Here is a 25662-nt window from a genome sequence, read left to right as displayed (position 1 = left end):
GCCGAAACGTCCGTTCGTCCTATTGCGACGCAGTAAAAATCGCTATAATATTTCGTTAGGAAGTTTCCGTTGTCTGGTAGGCACCTTACGAGGTACGCAAGCCTTCGAAGACGACCTAAATAGAGCGATAATTACCGGTAATTATTAATCGCAACACTGTGTTTAATTTGAATTAACTAAGGAAAATCCATGAAAAAGTCCCTGCTGATCGTTTCCCTGCTGGCTGTTGCTCTGGCTGCTTGCTCGAAAAAAGAAGAAGCTCCTGCTGCTCCAGCTCCAGTAGCTGCTCCTGAAGCTGCTGCTCCAGCCGCTGCTCCAGCTGCTGCTCCTGCTGCTTCGGACGCTGCTGCTGCTCCAGCTGCTGCTCCAGCCGCTTCGGACGCTGCTGCTGCTCCAGCCGCTGCTGCTCCAGCTGCTTCGAAGTAATCAGCTCGATAGAAAAACCGGCCTGCGGGCCGGTTTTTTTACGTCTGTCACGTTTATCCCAGACCGCAGCAATAAAACTTCGCACCCTGTTCCGCGAGTTTTTATCGCTGCCGTTTTAAAATAAAAAAGCCGGCATATTAAATGCCGGCTTTTTAATTGCGCCGGATAAAAACGGCGCTACTAGCATTACTTCAGCTGTTCGTGCAGCAGCGTCAGGATTTTCTCCGCTACAGCGCCGCTATCGGCCTGACCCGCGTTGTTGGCCACCGTTACCACGCTGGTGCTGCCTGCACCGGCTTTCACCAGAATACGATAACGCTGCGCTTCCTTGTCCGCTTCCGACGAGCCCCAGCTGAACAGCTTGGAGAAGAAGCCTTTGCTTTCCGCGTTATCGTCCACATAGCGCACGAAATACGTGCCCTGGGTACGGTCACGGTCTTCCACCGTGAAGCCGGCACGGTCCAGCGCCAGACCGACACGGCGCCATGCGCGGTCAAAGCCTTCATCCACCTGTACGGAACGCTCGGCACCGCTACCGGCCAGCGTAGCGTGCTGGGCCTGTACCGGCGCATTCTCGACCGTGGTACGGGCTTCGGCCACTTCGCTTACATTGCCCAGCTTGGTCATCAGACGGGCCAGGAATTCCGCTTCCAGACCGGGATCATTGGCACGCGGCGTCCACGAGGTGGTTTCGTTTTGCGGACCAGTCACCACTTCCTTGGCGCCACGATGGCTGATGTAGATTTCGCTGCTACCGTCGGCGCGGCGCTCGATACGGGTGCGGAACTTGTCCCGCTCGCCGCTCGAATACAGCGAATCGAACACCTTGCCCAGCGTATTGCGGATGAAGTCCTGCGGAATCTTGGCGCGGTTTTCGTTCCAGTCAGTTTCCATCAGGCCGGCCGCCGGCATTTCCTTGGCCAGTACAAAGCCCGAATCTTCCCAGAACTGTTTGAGCTGAGGCCACAGCTGCTCAGGTGTCTGCTTGACTACCAGCCAGCGCTGGTTGCCATCGCGTTCCACCTTGATATCGCCCAGCCCCGCCACTGCCACACTGCCCGCCGTTGGCGTGCCCGGTACGATGGCAGCAGTATTGCCGCCGCTACCGCGCGAGGCGTTGTAACCGGAAGCAGTGGCGATGCCATTGTTCGAATCCGGCAGCGAATAGCGGTTATCTTTCTGTAACTGGGTCAGATCTGGCGGCACGTCCAGCGTGCTAGCCTTTTTGGCGGCCTTGTAATCGACCTTGTCCGTACCGACCACGGAACCAATCATGCCGCAACCGGTCAGGCTGGCCATCAAGGCGCCCACCAGCACAGCGCGTTGCGAGGAAATAGAAACAGTCTTGCGATTAGTCATGTGGTAACTATTTAAAAAGCTGAATAGCAGCAAATCAAAAAACGATCCGAACCGTAGTCGGGGCTTAGGTGTATTACAGAACGCCGGATTCTTTCAGCGCTGCGCGCACGGCAGCGTGGCAGTCTTGCGCCAGCGGTACCAGCGGCAGACGTATGCCGGCAGGCATCTTGCCCATTTCCGCCAGCGCCCATTTCACCGGCACCGGATTCGGTTCGATGAACAGCTTCTGGTGCAGCGGGAACAGCTTGTTATTCCATTCCAGCGCCTTGGCGATATCGCCGGCGATGGCGGCCTTGCACAGTTCCGCCATGCCGCGCGGTGCCACATTGGCGGTCACGGAAATATTACCGGCGCCGCCAGCCAGCATCAGGGCCATGGCGGTCGGATCATCACCCGAGTACACGGCGAACGATTTCGGTGCCAGACGCAGCAGGTCGTAGCCGCGGCCGATATTGCCGGTCGCATCTTTCACGCCGACGATGTTAGGGATTTCTGCCAGACGCAGGATAGTCTCGTTGCTCATGTCGGCCACGGTACGGCCCGGCACGTTGTACAGGATGACCGGCAGGTCCACCGCTTCGGCGATGGCTTTGAAGTGCTGGTACATGCCTTCCTGGGTAGGACGGTTGTAGTAAGGCACTACCTGCAGAGTGGCGTCGGCGCCCGCTTCCTTGGCATAGCGGGTCAGCTTGATGGCTTCTGCCGTCGAGTTGGCGCCGGCGCCGGCGATGATAGGAATCCGGCCACGGGCGTGGGTCACGGTGGCCTTGATCAGTGCGCAGTGTTCTTCCACGCTCACAGTGGCCGATTCACCGGTCGTGCCGGCGATGACGATGCTGTCCGTACCTTCGGCGATATGCCAGTCGATCAGCTGATTCAAACCCTCGAAATCCAGACTTCCGTCTGCGTGCATCGGGGTGACGATTGCTACGATGCTGCCCTTAATCATAGGTAACCACTGCGTAAAGAATTAAAACAACGATTGTAGTCGATAGGTCGCTGCCGTGGTGCATTCGCGGCGACAAATCAACCGTCAAAATGGTGGCAATAATGCCGCCATACGGGGGAATTCCGGCTGTACAGCACATACTCGTTGCACCATGGCAGCTTTTGGCGTGTCCACCACGCCTTCTTCATAGGCTACCACGTGCAAACCATGGCGTTGTGCCCAGCCCAGCAATTCGCCGGGCTGGAGCAGAAACGCCGGATTGGAAGGTTTGCCGAACTGCGCATTGCCTTCCGCAAAAGTTTCATAAATCAGCACGCCATTTGGCGCCAGACTCTCCAGCATGGCCGGTAGCAGCGGCCGGTGCAGGTAGTTGGTCACCACGATGCCGGCAAAGCGCTGCGGCCCGAACGGCCATGCTGCCCCAGCCTCTTCCAGATCGATTTCCGTGATGGTGATGCCATCGCCGGCGGCTGCGGCCAGCGCCGCCGGATCGCGATCGACCGCCACCACGGCATGCCCTAGCGCGGCCAGATGCCGCGCATGGCGGCCATGGCCGCAAGCCAGATCCAGCACGGCACCGCTCGGTATCAGCGGCGCATAGCGCTGCACCCATGGCGAGATCAGGTCGCTGCTATGGCTCATGTATAGGCCAGCCCCATGGCTTCGCGCACGTCGCGCATGGTTTCCAGCGCCAGCTTGCGCGCTGCATCGTTGCCGTCAGCGACGATGGCGCGCACCAGCGACGGGTCGTCCAGATACTGCTGGGCGCGCTCGTGCATAGGCTCCTGTTCCTTGACGATAGCGTCGATAACGGGCTGTTTGCATTCGATGCAGCCGATACCGGCAGATTTACATCCTTTTACCACCCATTCCTGGGTAGGCGCATCGGAATACACCTGATGGAACTGCCACACGGGGCAGCGGGCCGGATCGCCCACGTCGGTACGGCGTACCCGGGCCGGATCGGTCGGCATGGTGCGGATTTTCTTTTCCACCGAAGCTTTGTCTTCGCGCAGGGCGATGGAATTGCCATAGCTCTTGGACATCTTGCGGCCGTCCAGGCCGGGCAGACGCGAAGCAGCCGTCAGACGGGCTTGCGGTTCCACCAGTATCAGCTTGCGGCTGCCTTCCAGATAGCCGAACAGGCGCTCGCGGTCGCCCATGGACAGGCTTTGCGCATCGTCCAGCATGGCCTTGGCCTGTTCCAGCGCCTCTTCCTTGCCGTCCTGCTGGTATTCCGTACGCAGTTCGTTGTACAGCTTGGCGCGTTTGCTGCCCAGCTTTTTCACGGCTTCCTGCGCTTTTTCTTCGAAACCCTTTTCTTTGCCGTACATATGGTTAAAACGACGGGCAATTTCGCGCATCATTTCAATGTGCGGCACCTGATCGTCGCCCACCGGCACCTGACTCGCACGGTAGATCAGCACGTCAGCGGCCTGCAGCAGGGGATAACCGAGGAAGCCGTAAGTTGCCAGATCTTTGTTGGACAGATTCTCGATCTGGTCTTTGTAGGTAGGTACCCGTTCGAGCCAGCCCAGCGGCGTCGCCATGGACAGCAGCAAGTGCAGTTCGGCATGTTCGGGCACGCGCGACTGGATGAACAGCGTGGCCTGCGAGGGATCGATACCGGCCGCCAGCCAGTCGATCAGCATATCCCAGGTGCTGCGTTCGATCACGCTGGGGTCATCATAGTGCGTGGTCAGGGCATGCCAGTCGGCCACGAAGAACAGGCAAGGCAGTTCGGACTGCATCTTGATCCAGTTTTTCAATGCGCCGTGGTAGTGGCCCAAGTGCATGGAACCAGTGGGGCGCATGCCGGAAACTACACGATCGGGGTACATAGAGGGCTCAGCGAAGTAAGAAAATCAGGGGGTACAGCAGCACGTGGAAAATGCTCTGCAGGATGTGCATGCCACCCACGAGGAAGTCGGTCAGCAGGCCAAACTGCATCATCAGGATCAGGCCGATGAACACATACATGCCATAACGTTCGATCTGGGCGTACTGGCGAGCCAGCGGCAGCGGCAGCATGCCCGTCACGATACGGCCACCGTCAAGCGGCGGCAATGGAATCAGGTTGAATATGCACATGGCCGAATTGACACCGATACCGGCCTTGCTCATTTCAATAAAGAAGTCATCCTGCGGGAAGCCCAGCGCATAGGTCAGCAGCACCCACAAGGTCATCCAGCCCAGGCCCATGACGAAGTTGGCAGCCGGACCGGCTGCCGCCACGAAAGCCATCTGCTTCTTGGGATTGCGCAAGCGGCCATAATCGACCGGCACCGGCTTGGCATAGCCTAGGGCAGGCAGGTGCAGCAGACTCAGGATGAGGGGCAGGATGATAGTGCCGAAGGGGTCGATATGCCGCAGCGGATTCAGGCTCAAACGCCCTTCCTGGGCCGCCGTGGGATCGCCGAAATAGCGCGCCACATAGCCGTGCGCCGCTTCATGCAGGGAAATGGCAAACAGCACGGGGATCAGATACACCGTGATGGTTTGGATAAGACTGTCAGTTTCGTTCATGAGGGGATTCTACCAGAGGGCGGACTCAGCCCAAGCAGTACCGTCAGGGGCCGGCACAGATACCCAGTTAATCACCAGACCATGCCAGTTCCATCTTAGTTCTTGCTTAGTTCCTACTAATTCATGGCCTGATGCCGGGCTGCCGGGCCAGCGCGCCGCTGGACTCACAAGCCGAACATCGAGGCATCGCCGCGGCCCTGGCGCACCAGTTCGGCCTGCGCCCCCGTCAGATCGATCACGGTAGTCGGTTCCATGCTGCAGGCGCCGCCATCGATCACCAGATCGACCAGTTTGCCCAGCCGCTCGACGATGGCATCCGCATCATTCAGTGCTTCCGTCTCGCCCGGCATGATCAGGGTGGTGCCCAGCAGCGGCTGCTGCAGCACTTCCAGCAGCGCATGAACGATGGCGTCTTCCGGCACCCGCAAGCCTATGGTCTTGCGCGACGGATGGCTGAGCCGGCGCGGCACGCACTTGGTCGCTTCCAGAATGAAGGTGAACGGTCCCGGCGTGGCCGCCTTGAGCAGGCGGAACTGCTGGTTGTCGACGCGCGCATACACGCCGATTTCGCTGAGATCGCGGCACAGCAGGGTCAGGTGGTGTTTTTCATCCACCCCGCGGATACGGCGCAGCCGTTCCACTGCCGCCTTGTCATCGAGGTGGCACACCAGCGCATAGCAGGAATCCGTCGGCACGGCGACGATGCCGCCATCATGCACAATCTGCGCCGCCTGCTTGATCAGACGCGGCTGCGGATTAACGGGGTGAACCTGAAAGAACTGACTCATAGTTGCGCTGGCGGTGGCCGCTGTGACGTAAGCTTAAGATTGTACGCTACGCAAGGCCGCAATACGCTGTTCGAACGGCGGATGGGTGGAAAACAGTGCACCCCAGCCGGCCGAAGCGCTAATGCCGGACGCCGCCATCGATTGCGGCAATTCGCCGGGCGTCATGCCGTTCAAACGTGCCAGTGCATGCTGCATGGGCACGGAACTGCCCAGCAGACGGGCCGAGCCGGCATCCGCACGGAATTCGCGCTGGCGCGAGAACCACGCCACGATCAGCGATGCGGCCAGACCAAAGATGATTTCGCACACAAATACGGTGATGGTGTAACCGATGCCGGGACCGCGGCGTTCGCTGTCGTCATTCTTCAGCAGCATCTTATCAACAAAGAAACCCACCACACGGGCCAGGAATACCACGAAGGTATTCACCACGCCCTGGATCAGGGTCATGGTCACCATATCGCCATTGGCGATGTGGGCGACTTCGTGGCCCAGCACGGCTTCCACTTCATCGCGGTTCATGTTTTCCAGCAAGCCCGTGGAGACGGCCACCAGTGCCGAATTCTTGAAGGCGCCCGTAGCGAAAGCATTCGGTTCGCCATCGTACACGGCCACTTCCGGAGTGGCGATGCCGGCGCGCTGGGCCAGCGTGGCCACGGTGTTGACCAGCCACAGTTCCGTCGAGGAAGCCGGCGACGTAATCACGCGGGCACCGGTGCTCCACTTGGCCATGGGCTTGCTGATCAGCAGAGAGAAAATGGCACCGGTAAAGCCCACCACCAGCGAGAACGCCAGCAGGCTGCCCAGTTGCAGCGTATTGCCACTGCCGGGACGGCCAATACCGAGCAGCGACAGCACGATGGACAGCACCAGCATCACGGCCAGATTGGTCAGAATAAACAGGACGATACGTTTCATTGCTAAGTCTCCCCGGGAGATCACGGAATTAAGGAACAGCGCGCGGCAGATAGATAAGACCAGTCTGGCTGATTTTCAAGTGCTGCAGCAGCGCCTAGAACCAGTCATGCCAGACCGGCGTGACCCCGGCCGGTAATGGGGGCAACAGGGCAAAATCCACCCGCGCTTCGCCCGGCGCATGGAAATCCGTGCCGCGTGAAGCGAGGAAACCGTAGCGCCTGGCCAGCTCGGCATACTCGGGATACTGGTCAGGCGTATGGCTGCCCGTCACCACTTCGATGGCCGTACCGCCCAGCTGCTTGAATTCGTCGAACAGCACGCCCTGCGCCATGTCATTGAATTTATAGCGGCCCGGATGGGCGATCACGGCGATGCCGCCCGCCGCCCGTATCCAGCCAACGGCATCTTCCAGCGTAGCCCAGCGGTGCGGCACATAGCCGGGTTTGCCTTCCGACAGGTATTTCTTGAACACGTCGGGGATGTTGGCGCACACGCCCTGCTCCACCAGATAGCGGGCAAAATGGGTGCGCGACATCAGATCGGGATTGCCGACAAATTTCAGCGCGCCGTCATACGCATCGGCGATGCCGGCTTTGGCCAGCTCGGCCGCAATCTGGCGGCCACGGTTGTCGCGGCCGGCACGGGTGGCCGCCAGACCGGCGCACAGACCGGCATGGGTTTCATCGATCTGCAGGCCGACGATGTGCACCGTCTCCTTGGCCCAGGTAATGGAAATTTCCACCCCGCTCACAAACTGCATGCCCAGCGCCTGCGCTGCGGCGCGGGCCTCGGCCACGCCGTCAATTTCGTCGTGATCGGTCAGCGCCCAGACATCGACACCGGCCTTGCGCGCCGTCTGCGCCACGGCAGCGGGCGCCAGTACGCCATCAGAGACATTGGAATGACAGTGCAAATCGACTTTTAAGGCATTAGACATACGGGGACATAAAACGCTGCAATGAAGCTTGCATTGTACGCCTCTTGCACAAAATTCACTTAGCCCCTGTCATGGCAATTAGCTCTGCAGGAATTGCTCGATCAGGCGGGCCAGCGCCTCTGGCTGGTCATGGTGCAGCATATGGCCAGCATCGGGCAGGATATGGCGTTCAACATCGCGCAAATGACCGAGCCGGAAGTCCAGCTCCGTGCGCCCTTCGGCCTCGCCGCCCATCCAGCTCCACATATCGGTCTGGGCCGCTTCCACCCACAGCACGGGCGCCGTGATGGCGCTCCAGCAGGCCAGCACATCTTCCGAGTGGTAAGGCAGCGGACCATGCTGCTTGTGGGCCGGATCGCCCAGCACTTCCCAGCGGCCCGGCGTGGTCTGCGCCGACCAGTGCTGGGCGAGGAAGGCAGCCCGTTCATTGCTCAGGCGCGGGTTGGTTTTCTGCAAACGTGCTGCCACTTCGGCCTCGCTGGTATAGGTGCGCAAGCTCGGTGGTGTATGCAGGCCATCGAGCCAGGCCGCATAGCGGCGCGGTGTCTGCTCCGGCTTGCTGGACTTCAGGCCGCCCCCTTCCAGATTGATCAGCTTGCGGATACGCTCCGGCCGCGCCCCGGCGTACAGGCTGACGACATTGCCGCCCATGCTATGGCCGAGCAGGTTGATGGCCTCGCCCGGCGCATAATGGTCGAGAATCGCGTCAAGATCGGCCAGATAATCGGGGAACCAGTAGGTATCGCTGCCGCTACGCTGGGACAGGCCGAAACCGCGCCAGTCCGGTGCTATCACATGCCAGTCGCCCTGCAAGGCATCGACCACGAACTGGAACGAGGCACCCACATCCATCCAGCCATGCAGCATGAACAGTTTGGGCGCACCCTCGCGCCCCCAGTGCCGCACATGGCTGCGCAGACCGCGTATGGTCAGAAATTCGGATCGGGAAGGCGTATAAGTCATGTCTGTCCTTGAAAAGACGTAAATTGGCGCAATATCCACCAGCAAGCACGACAAAACAGCTGGCTGGCGGTGCTGCAAAATAATAGCACGACCGTTCGATAGCTGCACAAGCGTAAAATAGCGACATTCTGGCGCGCAAGCATCCAAGCATTAGCGGACCGACAACTCAGACCGTTGCGGGGCTGGCGCGGCATCTCACCACACCCACAAAGGTTTCCAATGTCTATATATCAACTGGGCGAACACGCGCCCGAGATCGATGCATCGTCATTTGTTGCAGACACCGCCACCGTAATCGGCAAAGTCACCCTGCATGCCAACACCTCGGTGTGGTTCGGTGCCACCATCCGCGGCGATAACGAGCGCATCACCATCGGCGCCGGCAGCAATGTGCAGGAAGGCACGGTGATGCACACGGATATGGGCTACCCGCTGACGGTGGGCGAAAACGTCACCATCGGCCATCAGGCCATGCTGCACGGCTGCACCATCGGCGACGGCGCCCTGATCGGCATACAGGCCGTGATCCTGAACGGCGCCAAGATCGGCAAAGGCTGTCTGGTCGGTGCCGGTGCGCTGGTCACGGAAGGCAAGGAATTCCCTGACAACAGCCTGATCATCGGTTCGCCGGCCAAGGCCGTGCGCACGCTGACGGAACAGGATGCCGCCAATCTGCGCGCCAATGCCGACAACTATGTACAACGCGGCCAGCTCTTCAAGTCGCAACTGAAAAAGATAGGAACACCATGAGCAACACCGGGCAGGACACCCTGCAAAAATTCATCTTCGAGAACGCTGCCGTACGTGGCGAACTGATCGACATTTCCGCTACCTGGCGCGAAGTGCAGGCACGCCAGCACTACCCTGCTCCCGTGCGCAAGCTGCTGGGCGAAATGGTGGCGGCCGCTGCGCTGCTGTCGGCCAATCTGAAATTCAATGGCTCCATCATCATGCAGATCCATGGCGATGGTCCGGTACGTCTGCTGGTGGTCGAGTGCGACGCCGAACTGCGCCTGCGTGCAACCGCCAAGCTGGCACCGGATGCCGTGATTGCCGACGATGCTACCCTGACCGATCTGCTGCACGCACATGGCAAGGGCCGCTTCATCATCACGCTCGATCCGGCCGACAAGCTGCCGGGCCAGCAGCCGTATCAGGGCATAGTCCCGCTCGATGGCGGCGACGTGGCGACGGTGATCGAAAACTATATGCTGCGTTCGGAACAGCTGGACACCAAGCTGTGGCTGGCGGCGGACGAACAGAGTTCGCGCGGCCTGCTGCTGCAGAAGCTGCCGCTGCATGGCGGTACGGCCGAAGCGGCACCGCTGAGTGCGGACGAAGCACTGGAAACCTGGAACCGCGCCGTGATCCTGGGCTCCACGCTGAAGCAGGAAGAGCTGCTGAGCACCGGCATCGAGGTGCTGATGCAGCGCCTGTTCTGGGAAGAGACCATCCGCGTGTTCGATCCCGTGCATCCTAGCTTCCACTGCAGCTGCAGCCGCGAAAAAGTCGGCAATATGCTGCAGATGCTGGGCCGCGACGAAGTGGAAAGCGTGCTGGCCGAACAGGGCCAGGTCGCCATCAACTGCGATTTCTGTGGCCAGCACTACGCCTACGATGCGGTCGACTGCGCCCAGCTGTTCATCGCCCCTGCCGAAGCGCTGCTGCCTGCCAGCGACGCCAAGCACTAAGCCCGACGCCAGGCGCTAGCACCTGGCTTCAAGTTGCTGCCGGCGCGCCCGTTCGTGGCGCGCCGCTAATTCCACAGTTTGGCGCAGCGCGTCTCCAGCACATCCACTTTCCCCACCAGTTTGACGGCGTTCACGCTACGCACCAGATCCACCCGCTCCACGCAGTCCGTGCGCAGCATGCGCTCCAGCGGCCGCGTGCACACTGTCACACTGCCGCCCGTGCTGGCATTGCAGCTAAAGCCTTCCGCGCGCATGCGTACCAGCGCTTCGTCCAGCGTCATGCCCGGCTGCACCGTCTGTGCCACGTAATTGCTGAACGCTCCCTGATTCACCGTAGTACAGGCAGCCAGCGCCGCTAGCGCCCCCAGCCCGCACAGGGCACGCCAGCGCCGTGTGTAAGTTCCCATCCTGCTCCCTTCCTGTTCTCTGCTGTCTCGATCCGGCAGTGTAGCGCACTCGCGTCACGCTCCGGTAATAGTTGGTCACTATCATTGCCGACGTTACAAATTCCACCAACTTGTCTTGAAGGCTAATCATGAATCGATCCATTTTCACCGTCCGTGCGCTGGCACTGAGTGTACCAATGCTGGCCATGGCGGCCAACGTTGCCGCTGCCGTGGCTGAATTCTCCGGCGAAGCGGCTGCCGCAAATGCCGTTGCAGCCGCAGCCGTGGCAGCCGACGTAGCCGCTGATACTGCCGCCCAGACGGCCGCCGATGCCAGCGTAGGCGCCATGGCCGCACCGATGGCTACGGTGGAAGTATCGACCCGAAAAACCCGCTCCTCGGTCGCGCTGGGCAAAGCCGATATGCAGAAAATCCTGCCCGGCATTAATCCGCTGAAAGCCCTGCAGACGCTGCCCGGCGTGAGCTTCCAGACGGCCGACCCATGGGGCAATAACGAGCAGAACCTGTCGCTGTTCGTGCACGGCTTCAGCGGCCAGCAACTGGGCTACACCATGGATGGCGTGCCACTGGGCGACCAGCAGTACGGCAACTACAACGGCCTGTCGCCGCAGCGCGCCGTGATCAGCGAAAACGTCGGCCGCGTGATTCTGTCCTCGGGCGCCGGCGATCTGGCCACCGCTTCGACCAGCAATCTGGGCGGCACCATCGAAACCTTCTCCAGCGATCCGGCGCGCGAGCGCAATCTGGCCGTGCAGCAGACGGTAGGCAGCTACAAGACGTCGCGCACCTTCCTGCGCTACGACAGCGGCAATTTCGGTGACGGCAACAGCGCCTACCTGTCGGCCACCCACCACGAACAGAAAGCCTGGGACTTCAATGGCCGTCAAGGCGGCAATCAGGTCAACGCCAAATTCATCCACAACGATGATGCCGGCAAGCTGACCCTGTTCTTCAACTATTCCGACAAGATCGAGCCGAACGAAGACGCCACCGTGCACTCGGCCACGGAAAAGTTCCAGCCCTACACCCGTCCCTTCATGTACCCGGACTTTGCCGCTGCACTGGCCTACCTGTCGCCCACCGGCGCCACGCCCGCAGCAGAAGGCAACAACTACCGCAACTACTACAGCGATGCCCAGCGTACCGACTACCTGACTTACGCCAAATACGAAATGCCGCTCGGTGAAAACACCACCTGGTCTAACCAGATCTACTACCACAACGATGACGGCGTGGGCGTGGTAGCAGGCCCGATCGGCGTGGCCGGTCTGCCCGGTCTGTTCGCCGTGTACTACCCTAACCAGAACCTGAAACAGGTGTTCGGCAATTCCGGCTACGCCACCCGTACCACCGAATACGCCATCAACCGCAACGGCTGGCTGTCCACCGTGCGCAGCGAATTCGGCAACCACACCGTGCAGGGCGGCCTGTGGTTCGAACATAACCGCTCCTCGGCCTACCGCCGCTGGTACGCGCTGGATGTGAACAATCCTAGCTCGCCATACAGCCGCCCTAGCAATCCGCTGATCACCCAGTACGGCAGCGAGATCGATAACAAGGTGGTGCAGCTGCACCTGCAGGATGAATGGCGTATGCAGCCTAATCTGGCGCTGCAGGCCGGCTTCAAATCCAGCCTGCAGTTTGCCGACGGCCAGTTCCCGGTGCAGCCGGCCAAAGGCGCGATTGCCAATGGCTCACTGGCTCTGCCGGTCGGCAAGATCGACACCAAGAAATGGCTGCTGCCGCAGGTCGGTGCACGCTGGGATATCAGCGCGCAGGATCAGGCTTTCGTCAACGTGCAGAAGAATATGCGCCAGTTCGTCACCTACGGCGGCGGCGGTGCTTCGCCATGGAGTCTGGCCAGCCAGGCCGCGTTCGATCTGTTCAAGACCACGGCCAAACCGGAAACCTCGATCACCTACGAACTGGGTCTGCGTAGCAGCCATAACGTCGATCTGGGCGCCATCACCGCCTTCGACGGTCAGGTCAGCCTGTACCATGTGGACTTCAAGGACCGTCTGCTGACCATCAGCCCGACGCCCGTGATTACCTCCATCATCGGCGGCAATCCGGTGCTGGCCAACGTCGGTAGCGTGAAGACCAACGGCATCGACCTGTCCGGCACCGTGCACATGGGCCGCAGCTTCTCGCTGTATAACGCACTGTCGTTCAACCGTTCCACCTACTCGGACAACTACAACAACGGCAAGGATCTGGTGCCGACGTCGGGCAAGTCCGTGCCGGGCAGCCCTGAGTGGATGAACAAGACCGTGGCCACGCTGAACATCGCCGATACCGAGTTCCAGCTGATCGGCGACTACGTGGGCAAGCGCTACGCCACCTACACCAATGACCTCGACGTACCGAGCTACTTCCTGATGAGCCTCGGCGTTTCGGGCAAGCTGCCTTTCCTGAACAGCAATGTGTTGAAGAACGCGCGCTACCGCATCAACGTCAGCAATCTGGCCAATCGCGAAGGTCCGCTCAATGTGGTGGTGGGTGCTGCCAGCGGCACTTACAATACCTATCCTATCGCTCCACGTCAGGGCTTCCTGACTCTGATGGCAGACTTCTGATGCGTGATCTGACACTGCGTGTGCGCCTGTCACGGCGCGGTTTTCTCGGTGCTGCAGCAGCTACGGCGGGGGCAGCCCTGCTGCCTGCCACAGCCTTCGCACAGGCCACGCCAGCCAACGCTGGCCGTGGCGCCGGCAGCATGCTGGCAGCTGGCGCGCCCGCCACGCCGGACCTGTCCGGCCTGCCCGGCGTGGCTGCCATGGGACCAGGCAGCGGCAAGCCCCTGGTGTTCGGCCACCGTGGCGCCAGCGCGCTGCGCCCCGAGCACACGCTGGCCTCATATGCCCGCGCCATCGCCGATGGTGCCGACTACATCGAGCCTGATCTGGTCAGCACCCGCGACGGCGTGCTGGTGGCGCGCCACGATGCCTTCGTCAACGAGACCACGGACGTGGCCACACGACCGGAGTTCGCCAGCCGCAAAACCCGCAAGACCATCGATGGCGAAACCCATGAAGGCTGGTTCGTTGACGACTTCACGCTGGCCGAACTGAAAACCCTGCGCGCCATCGAACGCCTGCCCCAGCTGCGGCCCGGCAGCGCGGCCTACAACGGCATGTTCCAGATCGTCACCTTCGAGGAAATCATCGACTTCGTAGCGGCCGAAGCGGCCGCACGGGGACGCCTGATCGGTCTGGTGCCGGAGCTGAAAAGCTCGACCTACTTTGCCAGCGTAGGCCTGCCGCTGGAAGACCGTTTCCTCGCCATCCTCGCTGCGCATGACTACACGCGCCGCAATCCGGTGGAGATACAGTCCTTCGAGGTGAGCAATCTGAAATACATGCGCGGCAAGCTGGGCCAGCGCGCCAATCTGCGCCTGATGCAGCTGGTAGTGGATCTGCCGGTACCGCCTATGGACGTGGCCAAAGCGGGCGGCAAGCTGACTTACCAGCAGATGTGCACCCCGGCCGGTCTGCGCGAGATCGCCACTTATGCCGATGTGGTCGCGCCGCCCACGCGCGCCATCATCCCGCTGAAGAAAGATGGCACGCTGGGCCAGCCGACTGCATTGGTAGAGGACGCGCACCGCGCCGGCCTGCGGGTGGAGCCGTGGACTTTCCGTCCCGAGAACTACTTCCTCGCGGCCGAATTCCGCAGCAATGACGGGCCTGCGGCACGCCATGAAGCGGGATCGATAGCGGAGATGCAGCGCTACATCGCCACCGGCATCGACGGTTTCTTTACCGACGATCCGGCGCTGGGCCGCGCGGCCGTTGCCACTGCCTGAAACGATAACGGCGGTGGCAACGGGCCAGGCGTCTAGCGACTGGCCTGCAGGCTAGCCTGACCAGCAGTACCTGGCGCTTGCGGCAGGGCTGCGGTCAGGTCCAGCCAGCTTTGCGGTTGCGGCTTGCCGGGTTCGCGCACGCCGAAGAAACTGACTACCAGATCGCCGTGCTGGTCATAGAAGTCGACCGAGGTCACGCCGGCACGGCGGATCACATAAGCGCTGCGGAAAGCGTTGTCGCGCAGGTGCAGATTGAATTGCGGGTCCAGCACGTTGAACCAGCCCCCCGCTTCCTGTACCTTGCCGATCTTGCCGCTGTAGATCTGGATAGTGCCTTCGTTACCGAGGAAGGCCATGATCTCCACCTGCTGCTGCGCCGCCTGTTCCAGCAGCTGGCGCACGGCCTGCGGCGCAATCGCCCGCGCCGCACCGGCAGGTGCCAGACGCATGGCCTGTTCGCGACTCACCCCGAATTCACCAAGCAGGCGGTTGAACTGGTGCACATCGTTCATATCCTGCCACGCCAGCCGGTATTCCTGCACGTCGATGGCGCTATCTGGCCGCTCTGGCGCCCGCACCGGTGCAGCCGTGATCTGCAGCGGCGCCTGCTGCTGCGGGTGGCGGAACTCGGCTACCATCTGGTCGAACACCGCCGTACCAGCCTCGCTTTTCACATACAGCTTGTGCACCGCGTTGCCCTGCCCATCGAAGAACTGCAGGCTGCGGCTAATAACACCATCTTTGCCCGGCTGTGCCACGGCAAATGCATGTTTCCAGTTGCGGAAAGTGAAGCGCAGGTCGATCGGACCGCCCAGATAGCCGCCGGCGATATTGCGCAGGCGTGCCTCGCGTTCCTGTTCTTTGTCCGCATCCAGTCCCGTCACCTGCTCCTGCGCCTTCAGACGAGTGGCTACACCGGTGCGTTCGATCACACCATAGTCATTGCGCGTCAGCGCCAGTACCGGCCCCAGATCGAGTGCCCGGCGCATGATCTCGCGTGGCACCAGTTCACCTTCGCGCAATCGGGTCACGCCCTGCCCTATGCCAGTGGCTAGCAGTTCCGCTTCCGATACACCCAGATTGCTAGCCGCATCGCGCGCCGTCAGGCGTGGCTGTTCCGCCCGCAGACGTTCCCAGCGCACCGCCAGCTCACTGGCCGAGACGGCGCCACACAACAGCACACTGCCCAACGCCAGCGCCAGCGCCAGTGCATAAGTCTTCTTCATATTCGCCTCCATTAGTAGATAACTTTGAGATTCAGTGCATAGTTACGGCCCGGACGGGACGCGCGTTCAATGTCGGCCAGTGCCTGCGCCGTGCTGCCTGCAGCCAGACTACGTGCCGATGCATAGTCCCAGTATTTGCGGTCGCCGAGGTTGTACACCCCGCCCGTGAGTTGCGCATGTTTGCCGAGATCCCAGTAGAAAGTGGCATCCATTACGCTATAGCCGGGTACACGGAAACGCGCCGTGGCATTGCTGCTGATGACGTCCTCGCTGGCCGTCTTGCCACGCACGCCGGCCAGCGTGAATGCCATACCGGCGCGCCCCCCCGCAGCGTCATACGCCAGACTGGTATTGGCCTTGTATGGCTGGATAGATGGCAGACCTCCCTGTTTGCCGCTGCTGCGGTTCTGCGCCGCGCCACGCGACAGGCCAGCGGCGGCAGCCAGGCTCCAGCCTTGCAGGGCAGGCTGCCATTGCCCCAGTTGCACACGGGCCGACACTTCACCACCCCAGCTTTGGGCTTTGCCGATATTCTCGGGCCGATACAGTCCTGCCGTAATGGTTGGATAATTGACGGGATCAGCCGGCTGGGCCGCGTATTCGATCAGATTGTCGTAGGTGTTATAGAACACCGAACTATCGAGTTCGATACCCGCTGCCGGTGCGCCTTTCAGTCCCAGCTCGTAGCTGTTGCTGGTCTCCTTCTGCAGCGCCGGATTGCCCAGCACGGCATAGCCATTGCCGGCCGCCGTGTAGCTGAAGGAATCGAAAGTGCCGGTGCGCTCGGCAGCCGTCGGCAGGCGGGTGCCGCGGCTATAGCTGGCATAGGCGCTGTAGCCGGGCCACAATTCCAGCGCCAGCTCCAGACTCGGGCTCACATAGGCATCGGTTTCGTCGCGGATTTCGCGCGCCGCGGCCGGCACGGCAATCAGATAGGCCGCCAGATTCGTCGGGCGCAGCTTGCGCCGTTCGGTGCGCAGGCCCGGCGTCAGCGTGGCATCGAGCCCCGCCAGCTTGAACATCCAGTCACTACGCACATACAGGGCCAGCTTGTCCGTATCCATATCGGCCATACGGTTTTTCATGGTGATCTGGTGCGCGCCGGTTTTCAGTACGGTGCGGTCTTCCAGCCAGGGCCGGCGCGCCTGCTGCTGCTCGTAGCTGGCGCCATAGGCCAGTTGCCAGCCGGCTTGCACCTGCTTGCTGGCTTCGAATGCCAGCCCCTGACTGTGGTTGTAATAACCCGTGCTGATAGTGCGCAGATAGGGCTGGCCACCCGTGATGTAACTGGCCCGGGTCAGATCTGTCACGGCCGCATTCTGGGTGTACAGACGGCTGGTGATCTGATCGAACAGCCACAGCGCCGCAGGAGCGTAGCGGTGCTCTATGCTGTAGCGGGTGCGCTCGGTGCTGCCATCCTGGGTGGCGCCTTCCGGATACGACGCGCCCAGCTTGTTGGCAAACAGACGATCATGCTGGGCCTGATACTGGTCGATGGCAAACAGCAGGCGCTGCTGCGGCGTCAGTTGCCAGTGCAGCTTGGCCAGCACGGCATCGGAATGCCAGCGGTCCGGATTGACTAGCACCGTGCTCATGCTGTCCGTTTCCTTGCCCGCCCGGTGCACTGCCACGATCAGGGCCTGGAGCGACGGCGCCAGACGGGCTGCAGCCGTCAGCGCCTGCGAGCGTTGCGCCTGCTCGCCGCTATAGCCGACGCGCAGATCGGCATACAGGGAACGGCCCGATAAATAGTCCTCCGGCGCCTTGGTCACGAACGCAACGGCACCGCCTAGACCGGGTGTGCCTGCACCGGCCGGGCTGGCGCCTGCGCCTATGCGCACTTCGCGGAACGTTTCGGGATCGAAATAATCGCGACCTATGCCGAAAGTATTGGCACTGGTGGCATCAGGTTTGGGGGCAGCATCCGGCAAGGCCACGCCATCGAGCGTCAGGCTGACGCGATTGCCCTCCGCACCACGGATATTGAAGCCGGTATTGCAGGCACCATCCCAGATATTGCCGCCACCACTGGCGGCCGACGGAACACTGACCAGTGGTGCATAGCGCGCGATATTGGCCATATCGCTGGCATTGTTACGGCTTAGTTGTTCGGCGCTGAGCACCACCGTATTGCTGGCGCCAGCGCTACCAGCTTCAACACGGGTGGACTGGACCAGAATTTCGCCCAGTGTGGGCGCATCCTGCGCACCAGCGTGCAGTGGCTGCGCGCCCAGCATGATCCATAGTGCGCATTGCACGGCCGCCGTGGCAGGCCGCAGGCAAGCCGACGCCGGCCGCATACCGGCATCGGTAGAAAAAGCGAGCATAGAGTTCCATACGAGAGAGGTTAATAGCTGGCTCTCGGAACAATGCTGATTGCTGGCGGAAGACTTATGTTATAAAGAATGATTCTCATTTACAAGCGAAATTCCGCCTGCTAGCCCGCCAGATAGTTATTCTTCACCCGTACATAGTGTTCGGCCGAATAGCGCAGGTAGGCGATTTCTTCCTGCGTCAGCGCGCGCACCTTGGCAGCCGGGCGGCCCACATACAGGTGGCCGCTTTCCAGCACCTTGCCGGGCGAAACCAGACTGCCCGCGCCCACCATCACATGGTCTTCAATCACCACATCGTCCATGATGATGGAGCCCATGCCGATCAGGCATTCATTGCCGATGCGGCAGCCGTGCAGCAGCACGGAATGGCCGATAGTCACGTAGTCGCCGATGATCAGCGGCGAGCCTTCCGGCTTGTCCGGCCGGCGGTGCGACACGTGGCACATGCTGAAGTCCTGAATATTCGTGCCCTCGCCCACCACGATGCGGTTCACATCGCCGCGCACTACGGCATTGCACCACACCGAGCTATTCGCACCCAGCGTCACATCGCCGATCACCTGCGCCGTCGCATGCAGATACACCTCGGCTGCCAGTTGCGGCGCCGTATCAAGATAGCGTTCCAGCGCCATGCTCAGGCTCCTGCCGTCACCGGGTAAGTGCCATCGCCATACGGCGCAGCGCTAAATGCCGGCAGAGCTTCGGCCTGCTGCGAAAAGGCCTGTAGCAGCGGGTAGCGGCTGGCCACCACCACATCGCCCAGCATCTGCTGGGTGAAGTACCAGCTCACGGCCGTCATCACGCTGGCATGGTCGGGCTTCTGCAGTTCCAGCGGCTGGCGCGCCAGTTCAGCCTCCAGCGCATCGAAGGCTTCCAGCAACTGGGTAGTCACGCGTGCCACCCATGGCTGGTGCATTTTTTCCAGCGGACGCACTTTGTGTTCGTACACCAGTTGCACCGCCTTGTCGCAGGCGGCCAGCGCCACGCCCAGCACGCGCAGGGAGCGCAGCAGCTCGGTCGGCATCGATGGCGTCATGCGGTAGGCCGGCATGGCCAGCGCTTCGGCATACTGGATGATCAGGGTGGAATCCATCAGCACCGTGCCGTCATCGGCCACCAGCGTAGGCGCTTTGACGACGGGATTGATGACGCGGAACTGGTCGTAGGTACTGAACACGGACAGCGACTGGTGCTCGAACTTGAGCCCCATCAGTTGCAGCGTCACAGCCACGCGGCGGACGTAGGGCGAATCGAGCATGCCGATCAGTTTCATAGTAGCTCCGGTAGAAGGTCCATAAGAGAAAAGCGAGGCTATCCCGGCGGGCCTGTCAGCAGGCAGCCGCTCAGGCGCCACGTGCTCACTGGGTATTGCGGTATTTGTTGATATAGTCGCCCAGATGCAGGCGATTGGTGTCTAGCCAGGTCCATAGCGCTTCCACCTGTTCGGTGTGAGCGCGGTAGTAGTTGGCATTAAATGCCATCCACAGACGGCTATTGATCAGGGGCTGCTGCAGCTGCACGATGCTGCCGCCGTAGCGCTTCAGGGTGGCGTCCAGATGGCCGGGCTTGACCAGATTGGTGACCACGGCATCCACCCGCCCCAGCTTCAGCTTGGCGAGGTTGCGGTCCAGATCACGCGCGCCATCGTCCACGTTCAGGCCCATTTCGCGCAGGCGCGGGTTAAAGCCGCTGCCCTGCGAAGCGCCTATGGTCTTGCCGCGCAGGTAGTCGGCCGGGTTGGTATTGGCCGGTACTTTATCCTTGCTGCGCACCAGCACCACCAGCGTATTGCGCAGGGCACGGTTGCGGTCCACATTGCCATCGCGGTCGCGCGGCAGGGCAATCTCGTGCGAATAGCTGGGCTGTTCGCCAATAGGGGTCATATCGATATCACCGGCTTCCAGCGCCATCTTCAGACGGGCAGCGGGCAGACGGATCAGGATAGGCGGGCAATTGAAGCCGCTGCCTTGCACGGCAGCGCGGATCAGATCGACGGAAGCACCGGGCGGTTCCGGCACGACTTCACCTTCGCCCAGCCAGTACGGCGGGCGGTGCTGGTCGATATAGCCGACGCGCACGGCAACACAGGCACCGCCACTGTAAGCCAGCGGTGCCTGCAGCACCAGCAACAACAGGAGGGCGTAACGCATTAACATCGGGGCCTCAACGGGGTTCGGGTCGGGGCGCCAGCGGTGGCGGCGGTGTGGCCTGCCCTTTGCCGACGATCTGGATGAAAATCTCGTTCTGTTTAATCATGCTCAACTCGTAGCGGGCCCGTTCTTCCACGGCTCCCGTACCATCTTTCAGGTCCATGACTTCGGAGTTGAGTTTAGCATTGCGGGCGATCAGCTCCGCGTTCTTCTTGTGCGCGGCATTCACCTGCGCTTCGAAATCAGCAACGCGCAGCCAGCCCCCCTTCCCCAGCCAGAGCGGGTACTGGATCAACAGCAGCAAGGCTGTGAGGGCGATGGTAATCAGGCGCATAACTTGAAAGCGGCCGGCGTGGAGCCGGCCGCACTATCTGAATTACTTCAGATTATAGAACGCATCACGGCCCGGGTAGGAAGCGATGTCGCCCAGATCTTCTTCGATACGCAGCAGCTGGTTGTATTTAGCCATGCGGTCCGAACGCGACATCGAGCCGGTTTTGATCTGCAGGGCGTTCAGGCCAACGGCGATATCGGCGATGGTCGAATCTTCGGTTTCGCCGGAGCGGTGCGAGATCACGGCGGTGTAGCCGGCGCGCTTGGCCATTTCGATCGCTGCGAAGGTTTCGGTCAGGGTACCGATCTGGTTAATCTTGATCAGGATGGAGTTGGCGATGCCTTTGGCGATGCCCTCTTTCAGGATCTTGGTATTGGTGACGTACAGATCGTCGCCGACCAGCTGGACTTTCTTGCCCAGAGCAGCCGTCAGAATCGCCCAGCCGTCCCAGTCGCCTTCGTGCATCGCGTCTTCGATCGAGATGATAGGATACTTGTCGCACCAGGTGGCCAGCAGGTTGGTGAACTCGGTCGCGGTCAGCGACAGGCCTTCGCCTTCCAGTTCGTATTTACCGTCTTTGTAGAACTCGGAAGCTGCGCAATCGAGACCGATCGCCACTTGCGTGCCTGGCTCGTAGCCAGCTTCTTCGATCGCCTGGATGATCAGCTTGATGGCTTCTTCGTGGTTAGCCAGCGAAGGAGCAAAGCCGCCTTCGTCGCCCACTGCCGTGTTCAGACCCTTCTTGTGCAGGATCTTTTTCAGGGTGTGGAACACTTCCGCGCCATAACGCACGGCTTCCTTGAACGACGGTGCGCCCACTGGAATGATCATGAATTCCTGGATGTCCAGGTTGTTGTCGGCGTGTGCGCCGCCGTTGATCACGTTCATCATCGGCACTGGCAGTTGCATCGCGCCCGAACCGCCGAAGTAGCGGTACAGTGGCAGGCCGGCTTCTTCAGCAGCGGCTTTAGCCACGGCCATCGACACGGCCAGCATCGCGTTGGCGCCCAGACGGCTCTTGTTCTCGGTGCCATCCAGATCGATCAGGGTGCGGTCCAGGAAAGCCTGTTCGTTGGCGTCCAGACCCATGATGGCTTCGGAGATTTCCGTGTTGATGTTTTCGCAGGCTTGCAATACGCCCTTGCCGAAGTAGCGCTTGGCATCGCCGTCACGCAATTCGATGGCTTCGCGCGAACCGGTCGATGCACCCGACGGCACAGCGGCACGGCCCATCACGCCCGATTCCAGCAGCACGTCGCATTCGACGGTAGGATTGCCGCGCGAATCGATGATTTCACGGCCGATAATGTCAACAATAGCACTCATGTCATTCTCCAAAGTTAGGCGATACGATGTCGCACCGGATGCTCGCGCATCTTGTACGAGTCAGGATAACGGGAATTTCCCGCACACCCGACCTGTCCGGTGTGCGGGCTTGTTGCTTTTAGTTGAAGCTGTTCTCCAGGAAGCCAGCTTTCTTGGTGATGCGATCCAGTTCGATCAGGGTGGACAGCAGCTCGCGCATGCGGCCCAGCGGTACGGCGTTCGGACCATCCGACAGCGCTTGCGCTGGATTCGGGTGGGTTTCCATGAACAGACCGGCTACGCCCACGGCGACTGCAGCACGCGACAGCACCGGCACCATTTCACGCATACCGCCCGAGGAAGTACCGTTACCGCCCGGCAGCTGCACCGAGTGGGTCGCATCGAATACCACCGGGCAGTTCGATTCGCGCATGATGGCGAGCGAACGCATGTCCGACACCAGATTGTTGTAACCGAACGAAGCACCGCGCTCGCAGGCCATGAAGTTGTCTTCGTTGAGACCCTTGGCACGGGCGGCCAGACGGGCTTTGTCGATCACGTTCTTCATGTCGCCGGGCGCGAGGAACTGGCCCTTCTTGATGTTGACCGGCAGACCGGACTGGGCGCAGGCGGTGATGAAATCCGTCTGACGGCACAGGAAGGCCGGGGTTTGCAGCACGTCGACAACGGCTGCCACTTCGGCGATTTCCTCCACATCGTGCACGTCGGTCAGCACCGGCACACCCAGTTCGCGTTTGACGTCACCCAGTATCTCCAGACCTTTGTCGCGGCCCGGCCCACGGTAGGAAGTACCGGAAGAACGGTTGGCCTTGTCGAAGGACGATTTGTAGATGAAGGGGATGCCCAGTTCGCTCGTCATTTCCTTCAGCGCGCCTGCCGTATCGAAGGCCATCTGGCGCGATTCGATCACACAGGTACCAGCGATCAGGAAGAAGGGCTGATCCAGACCGACGTCAAATCCGCACAGTTTCATGCTGCATCTCCTTGTACGGCACCAGCGGCCTTGTGAGCCAGTGCAGCCTTGATGTAGGACGTGAACAGCGGATGGCCGTCACGCGGGGTCGATTTAAATTCCGGGTGATACTGCACACCCATGTACCACGGGTGAGCGTTGTCTCCGCTGCGTGGCAATTCCATAATTTCGCACAGGTCTTCGGTCGGCGTACGCGCTGCCACGATCAGGCCAGCCGCTTCCACGCGAGGCAGATAGTGGTTGTTGGCTTCGTAGCGGTGACGGTGACGCTCGGTCACGACGGCGCCGTAGATTTCTGCCGCCAGCGTGCCCGGCTTGATGGCACAGGTCTGCGCGCCCAGACGCATGGTGCCGCCCAGATCGGAATTCTCGTCGCGCTTCTCGACCTTGCCATCCTGACCTTGCCATTCGTCGATCAGCGCGACCACTGGCTGTGGCGTATCCAGATCGAACTCGGTGGAGTTAGCGCTGGTGAGGCCGGCCTTGTGGCGGGCGTATTCGATCAGGGCTACCTGCATACCGAGGCAGATGCCGAGGTAAGGGATCTTGTTTTCACGGGCGAACTGGGCCGCCATGATCTTGCCTTCCACACCGCGCTTGCCGAAGCCGCCCGGTACCAGAATCGCATCGTACTTGGACAGCTCGGCGCAACCGGTGGTCTCGATCTCTTCCGAGTCGATGTACTCGATGTTGACCTTGCATTCGTTGTGGATGCCGGCGTGACGCAGCGCTTCCGTCAGCGATTTGTACGACTCGGTCAGTTCCACGTATTTGCCGACCATACCGATCGAGACTTCCGATTTCGGATGTTCGAGGGTGTAGATCAGTTTGCTCCAGACCGACAGATCGGCCGGTGCAGGGTTCAGGTCGAGCGCCTCGCAGATGATCGCGTCCAGACCCTGGTCGTGCAGCATCTGCGGCACTTTGTAGATAGTGTCCACGTCCCACACGGAGATCACGGCCTGCTCTTCGATGTTGGAGAACAGCGAGATCTTGGCGCGCTCATCTTCCGGAATGCGGCGGTCGGCGCGGCACAGCAGCGCGTTTGGCGAAATACCGATTTCGCGCAGTTTCTGCACCGAGTGCTGGGTAGGCTTGGTTTTCAGTTCGCCGGCGGAGGCGATGTAAGGCACCAGCGTCAGGTGCACGAAGGCCGAGTTCTTACGGCCAGCGCGCAGGCTCAGCTGACGTGCCGCTTCCAGGAATGGCAGCGATTCGATATCGCCCACCGTGCCACCGATTTCGCACAGCGCGACATCGTAGCCTTCCGCGCCACGGCGGATGTAATCCTGAATTTCATTGGTAATGTGCGGGATCACCTGCACGGTCTTGCCCAGATACTCGCCGCGGCGTTCCTTGCGGATCACCGATTCGTAGATCTGGCCGGTGGTGAAGTTATTCACCTTTTTCATGCGGGTGGAGATGAAACGCTCGTAGTGGCCGAGGTCGAGGTCGGTTTCCGCCCCGTCGTCGGTAACGAATACTTCACCGTGTTGCATAGGACTCATCGTGCCCGGATCGACGTTGATGTACGGGTCGAGTTTGAGCATGGTGACTTTGAGGCCGCGCGATTCGAGGATCGCAGCGAGAGAGGCGGCGGCTATCCCTTTACCAAGGGAAGACACGACGCCACCAGTGACGAAGACAAATTTGGTCATTGCAGATGGTGCCGAACGGCACATGCGGGAAATTGAAATTATAGCCTAAAACGCGCAAATCTTCAGCATACCGCCCTGAAAAAACCTCCATTCCCTCGCAATTAACTATTGGTAAACCGTATTTTTCTGACCAAGATTCAGGCGTGCACACGACGCCCATATAGAATTTGATAGAATCCTTTGCGAGGTGAATATGCATGACAAACCTATAGTTTGGATAGGCACTTCTCTCAAGGATTTAACCGATGACACCTTGTTCCCCGCTGAGGCGAGATGGTACGCAGGAGTACAGTTACGCAAGATTCAACGCGGATACGAGCCCGATAGCTGGAAGCCGTTCGAAAATCTTGGCGCCGGAGTAAGGGAAATTCGTATCAGGCTGCCTGATGGTGCTTTCAGAGTCATGTTTGTGGCTAAATTTGCTGAAGCGGTCTATGTATTGCATTCTTTCAAGAAGAAAACGCAAAAGACCAGCGCGCACGACATGGAAATTACCAGACAGCGTTACAAAGCTGTCATCAGGGTAAGGAGTACGTTATGAATTCTGAGCCAGTTATCACCCACGTCACTCCCGTTGATGGGAATGTTTTCGCCGATCTCGGATTTGAGGCCACAGAAGCCAGCAAACTACTTGCCGAAACTGACGCTATCATTTCCGCAAAATTATCAATCAAGCACTTTTTAATGACCGAGTTGGCAGAGTGGATGCAAGAAAAAAACCTACAGCAGGTTGATGCAGCAGCCATACTCGGAATTCCCCCTCCTCGCGTCTCTGATCTGAAAAACAAGAAGAGCGTCAAATTCACCATTGATGCGTTGATCGACATGCTGGCGAGAACCGGAAAACAGGTGCAGGTATTGATCCGCTAAAGCCCCCCCGCTTGCAGCGC

Annotated in this window: 26 protein-coding genes; 6 read left to right on the top strand and 20 right to left on the bottom strand. The window is 60.6% G+C overall.

Annotation, left to right across the window (positions count from 1 at the left end; all coding sequences use genetic code 11):
- Nucleotides 1–172: 172 nt before the first annotated feature.
- The 10 genes from GTP23_RS22555 to GTP23_RS04555 all read right to left on the bottom strand — a co-directional run bounded on the left by GTP23_RS22555 (nt 173) and on the right by GTP23_RS04555 (nt 8866).
- Nucleotides 173–511, bottom strand: coding sequence for a hypothetical protein (locus GTP23_RS22555; protein ID WP_202411920.1), 339 nt, complete (start codon nt 509–511; stop codon nt 173–175).
- A 101-nt stretch (nt 512–612) separates the two neighbouring features.
- The gene (gene bamC / locus GTP23_RS04595) at nt 613–1785 is read right to left on the bottom strand and encodes an NlpB/DapX family lipoprotein (protein ID WP_371866808.1); all 1173 of its coding nucleotides are present in this window, start codon (nt 1783–1785) and stop codon (nt 613–615) included.
- Nucleotides 1786–1858: 73 nt separating this feature from the next.
- On the bottom strand, nt 1859–2734 hold the full coding sequence (gene dapA / locus GTP23_RS04590) for a 4-hydroxy-tetrahydrodipicolinate synthase (RefSeq protein WP_161034049.1): 876 nt from the start codon (nt 2732–2734) through the stop codon (nt 1859–1861).
- Between the two features lie 84 nt (nt 2735–2818).
- Nucleotides 2819–3376: a class I SAM-dependent methyltransferase gene (locus GTP23_RS04585; RefSeq protein ID WP_161034048.1), complete on the bottom strand. Its 558-nt coding sequence runs from the start codon at nt 3374–3376 to the stop codon at nt 2819–2821.
- Nucleotides 3373–4575: a tryptophan--tRNA ligase gene (locus GTP23_RS04580; RefSeq protein ID WP_155433356.1), complete on the bottom strand. Its 1203-nt coding sequence runs from the start codon at nt 4573–4575 to the stop codon at nt 3373–3375. The genes GTP23_RS04585 and GTP23_RS04580 overlap by 4 nt, the downstream gene beginning before the upstream one ends.
- 7 nt (nt 4576–4582) lie before the next feature.
- Entirely contained in the window at nt 4583–5260 is a 678-nt protein-coding gene (locus GTP23_RS04575; RefSeq protein WP_161034047.1) for a site-2 protease family protein, read from the bottom strand.
- Between the two features lie 164 nt (nt 5261–5424).
- Nucleotides 5425–6048: an L-threonylcarbamoyladenylate synthase gene (locus tag GTP23_RS04570; RefSeq protein WP_161034046.1), complete on the bottom strand. Its 624-nt coding sequence runs from the start codon at nt 6046–6048 to the stop codon at nt 5425–5427.
- 33 nt (nt 6049–6081) lie between these two features.
- Entirely contained in the window at nt 6082–6966 is an 885-nt protein-coding gene (htpX, locus tag GTP23_RS04565; RefSeq protein WP_161034045.1) for a protease HtpX, read from the bottom strand.
- 94 nt (nt 6967–7060) lie between these two features.
- Entirely contained in the window at nt 7061–7903 is an 843-nt protein-coding gene (locus GTP23_RS04560; protein ID WP_161034044.1) for a 3',5'-nucleoside bisphosphate phosphatase, read from the bottom strand.
- A 78-nt stretch (nt 7904–7981) separates the two neighbouring features.
- Complete coding sequence (locus tag GTP23_RS04555; protein WP_161034043.1) at nt 7982–8866, bottom strand: alpha/beta fold hydrolase; 885 nt, start codon at nt 8864–8866, stop codon at nt 7982–7984.
- A gap of 219 nt (nt 8867–9085) precedes the next feature.
- Here GTP23_RS04555 and GTP23_RS04550 point away from each other — a divergent pair, with 219 nt between their 5' ends.
- Nucleotides 9086–9616, top strand: a complete 531-nt coding sequence (locus GTP23_RS04550) for a gamma carbonic anhydrase family protein (RefSeq protein ID WP_155433350.1) — start codon at nt 9086–9088, stop codon at nt 9614–9616.
- Entirely contained in the window at nt 9613–10557 is a 945-nt protein-coding gene (hslO, locus tag GTP23_RS04545) for an Hsp33 family molecular chaperone HslO (RefSeq protein ID WP_155433349.1), read from the top strand. The genes GTP23_RS04550 and hslO overlap by 4 nt, the downstream gene beginning before the upstream one ends.
- Nucleotides 10558–10622: 65 nt before the next feature.
- On the opposite strand, the gene GTP23_RS04540 is transcribed toward hslO, so the two are convergent.
- A complete protein-coding gene (locus tag GTP23_RS04540; protein ID WP_161034042.1) occupies nt 10623–10964 on the bottom strand; it encodes a hypothetical protein in 342 nt (113 codons plus the stop codon).
- A 128-nt stretch (nt 10965–11092) separates the two neighbouring features.
- On the opposite strand from GTP23_RS04540, the gene GTP23_RS04535 reads away from it, so the two are divergent.
- Nucleotides 11093–13540 (top strand): TonB-dependent receptor, encoded by a 2448-nt coding sequence (locus tag GTP23_RS04535; protein WP_161034041.1) that lies wholly within the window; start codon nt 11093–11095, stop codon nt 13538–13540.
- On the top strand, nt 13540–14769 hold the full coding sequence (locus GTP23_RS04530; protein WP_161034040.1) for a glycerophosphodiester phosphodiesterase: 1230 nt from the start codon (nt 13540–13542) through the stop codon (nt 14767–14769). The genes GTP23_RS04535 and GTP23_RS04530 overlap by 1 nt, the downstream gene beginning before the upstream one ends.
- 32 nt (nt 14770–14801) lie before the next feature.
- Here GTP23_RS04530 and GTP23_RS04525 read toward each other — a convergent pair whose 3' ends face one another.
- The 9 genes from GTP23_RS04525 to pyrG form a co-directional block, all read right to left on the bottom strand.
- Entirely contained in the window at nt 14802–15995 is a 1194-nt protein-coding gene (locus GTP23_RS04525) for a hemin-degrading factor (protein WP_161034039.1), read from the bottom strand.
- Between the two features lie 11 nt (nt 15996–16006).
- Nucleotides 16007–18322: a TonB-dependent receptor domain-containing protein gene (locus GTP23_RS04520; RefSeq protein ID WP_161034038.1), complete on the bottom strand. Its 2316-nt coding sequence runs from the start codon at nt 18320–18322 to the stop codon at nt 16007–16009.
- Between the two features lie 110 nt (nt 18323–18432).
- Nucleotides 18433–18963 (bottom strand): gamma carbonic anhydrase family protein, encoded by a 531-nt coding sequence (locus tag GTP23_RS04515; protein WP_161034037.1) that lies wholly within the window; start codon nt 18961–18963, stop codon nt 18433–18435.
- 2 nt (nt 18964–18965) lie between these two features.
- Entirely contained in the window at nt 18966–19604 is a 639-nt protein-coding gene (locus GTP23_RS04510; RefSeq protein ID WP_161034036.1) for a glutathione S-transferase, read from the bottom strand.
- 85 nt (nt 19605–19689) lie between these two features.
- Complete coding sequence (locus GTP23_RS04505) at nt 19690–20481, bottom strand: substrate-binding periplasmic protein (protein ID WP_229255915.1); 792 nt, start codon at nt 20479–20481, stop codon at nt 19690–19692.
- A gap of 13 nt (nt 20482–20494) precedes the next feature.
- Nucleotides 20495–20815, bottom strand: coding sequence for a cell division protein FtsB (ftsB, locus tag GTP23_RS04500; protein WP_155433342.1), 321 nt, complete (start codon nt 20813–20815; stop codon nt 20495–20497).
- A 42-nt stretch (nt 20816–20857) separates the two neighbouring features.
- Nucleotides 20858–22141, bottom strand: a complete 1284-nt coding sequence (gene eno, locus GTP23_RS04495) for a phosphopyruvate hydratase (RefSeq protein WP_155433341.1) — start codon at nt 22139–22141, stop codon at nt 20858–20860.
- Nucleotides 22142–22259: 118 nt separating this feature from the next.
- Nucleotides 22260–23114 (bottom strand): 3-deoxy-8-phosphooctulonate synthase, encoded by an 855-nt coding sequence (gene kdsA, locus GTP23_RS04490; protein ID WP_161034035.1) that lies wholly within the window; start codon nt 23112–23114, stop codon nt 22260–22262.
- Nucleotides 23111–24772: a CTP synthase gene (gene pyrG, locus GTP23_RS04485; protein ID WP_161034034.1), complete on the bottom strand. Its 1662-nt coding sequence runs from the start codon at nt 24770–24772 to the stop codon at nt 23111–23113. Before pyrG ends, kdsA begins: the two co-directional genes overlap by 4 nt.
- Nucleotides 24773–24965: 193 nt before the next feature.
- Between pyrG and GTP23_RS04480 the strand changes: the two genes are divergently transcribed.
- A complete protein-coding gene (locus tag GTP23_RS04480) occupies nt 24966–25313 on the top strand; it encodes a type II toxin-antitoxin system RelE/ParE family toxin (RefSeq protein WP_161034033.1) in 348 nt (115 codons plus the stop codon).
- Nucleotides 25310–25642, top strand: a complete 333-nt coding sequence (locus tag GTP23_RS04475; protein ID WP_161034032.1) for a helix-turn-helix domain-containing protein — start codon at nt 25310–25312, stop codon at nt 25640–25642. The genes GTP23_RS04480 and GTP23_RS04475 overlap by 4 nt, the downstream gene beginning before the upstream one ends.
- The last annotated feature ends 20 nt before the right edge of the window (nt 25643–25662 follow it).

It is taken from the genome of Duganella fentianensis (assembly GCF_009857835.1).
GTDB classification, from domain to species: Bacteria; Pseudomonadota; Gammaproteobacteria; order Burkholderiales; family Burkholderiaceae_D; genus Rugamonas; species Rugamonas fentianensis.
The sequence above is the reverse complement of the archived record's forward strand: the minus strand, read 5'-3'. Positions and strand labels throughout refer to the sequence as shown.

Excerpts from the sequence above, each read along its gene's own strand:
- htpX (WP_161034045.1), bottom strand. The coding sequence starts at position 6,966 with ATGAAACGTATCGTCCTGTTTATTCTGACCAATCTGGCCGTGATGCTG.
- GTP23_RS04530 (WP_161034040.1), top strand. The coding sequence starts at position 13,540 with ATGCGTGATCTGACACTGCGTGTGCGCCTGTCACGGCGCGGTTTTCTC.
- hslO (WP_155433349.1), top strand. The coding sequence starts at position 9,613 with ATGAGCAACACCGGGCAGGACACCCTGCAAAAATTCATCTTCGAGAAC.
- GTP23_RS04475 (WP_161034032.1), top strand. The coding sequence starts at position 25,310 with ATGAATTCTGAGCCAGTTATCACCCACGTCACTCCCGTTGATGGGAAT.
- ftsB (WP_155433342.1), bottom strand. The coding sequence starts at position 20,815 with ATGCGCCTGATTACCATCGCCCTCACAGCCTTGCTGCTGTTGATCCAG.
- GTP23_RS04560 (WP_161034044.1), bottom strand. The coding sequence starts at position 7,903 with ATGTCTAATGCCTTAAAAGTCGATTTGCACTGTCATTCCAATGTCTCT.
- GTP23_RS04555 (WP_161034043.1), bottom strand. The coding sequence starts at position 8,866 with ATGACTTATACGCCTTCCCGATCCGAATTTCTGACCATACGCGGTCTG.
- GTP23_RS04540 (WP_161034042.1), bottom strand. The coding sequence starts at position 10,964 with ATGGGAACTTACACACGGCGCTGGCGTGCCCTGTGCGGGCTGGGGGCG.
- GTP23_RS04520 (WP_161034038.1), bottom strand. The coding sequence starts at position 18,322 with ATGCTCGCTTTTTCTACCGATGCCGGTATGCGGCCGGCGTCGGCTTGC.
- GTP23_RS04510 (WP_161034036.1), bottom strand. The coding sequence starts at position 19,604 with ATGAAACTGATCGGCATGCTCGATTCGCCCTACGTCCGCCGCGTGGCT.
- GTP23_RS04535 (WP_161034041.1), top strand. The coding sequence starts at position 11,093 with ATGAATCGATCCATTTTCACCGTCCGTGCGCTGGCACTGAGTGTACCA.
- GTP23_RS04480 (WP_161034033.1), top strand. The coding sequence starts at position 24,966 with ATGCATGACAAACCTATAGTTTGGATAGGCACTTCTCTCAAGGATTTA.
- GTP23_RS04570 (WP_161034046.1), bottom strand. The coding sequence starts at position 6,048 with ATGAGTCAGTTCTTTCAGGTTCACCCCGTTAATCCGCAGCCGCGTCTG.
- GTP23_RS04525 (WP_161034039.1), bottom strand. The coding sequence starts at position 15,995 with ATGAAGAAGACTTATGCACTGGCGCTGGCGCTGGCGTTGGGCAGTGTG.
- GTP23_RS04550 (WP_155433350.1), top strand. The coding sequence starts at position 9,086 with ATGTCTATATATCAACTGGGCGAACACGCGCCCGAGATCGATGCATCG.
- kdsA (WP_161034035.1), bottom strand. The coding sequence starts at position 23,114 with ATGAAACTGTGCGGATTTGACGTCGGTCTGGATCAGCCCTTCTTCCTG.
- dapA (WP_161034049.1), bottom strand. The coding sequence starts at position 2,734 with ATGATTAAGGGCAGCATCGTAGCAATCGTCACCCCGATGCACGCAGAC.
- GTP23_RS04575 (WP_161034047.1), bottom strand. The coding sequence starts at position 5,260 with ATGAACGAAACTGACAGTCTTATCCAAACCATCACGGTGTATCTGATC.
- eno (WP_155433341.1), bottom strand. The coding sequence starts at position 22,141 with ATGAGTGCTATTGTTGACATTATCGGCCGTGAAATCATCGATTCGCGC.
- GTP23_RS04505 (WP_229255915.1), bottom strand. The coding sequence starts at position 20,481 with ATGCGTTACGCCCTCCTGTTGTTGCTGGTGCTGCAGGCACCGCTGGCT.
- pyrG (WP_161034034.1), bottom strand. The coding sequence starts at position 24,772 with ATGACCAAATTTGTCTTCGTCACTGGTGGCGTCGTGTCTTCCCTTGGT.
- GTP23_RS04515 (WP_161034037.1), bottom strand. The coding sequence starts at position 18,963 with ATGGCGCTGGAACGCTATCTTGATACGGCGCCGCAACTGGCAGCCGAG.
- GTP23_RS04580 (WP_155433356.1), bottom strand. The coding sequence starts at position 4,575 with ATGTACCCCGATCGTGTAGTTTCCGGCATGCGCCCCACTGGTTCCATG.
- bamC (WP_371866808.1), bottom strand. The coding sequence starts at position 1,785 with ATGACTAATCGCAAGACTGTTTCTATTTCCTCGCAACGCGCTGTGCTG.
- GTP23_RS04585 (WP_161034048.1), bottom strand. The coding sequence starts at position 3,376 with ATGAGCCATAGCAGCGACCTGATCTCGCCATGGGTGCAGCGCTATGCG.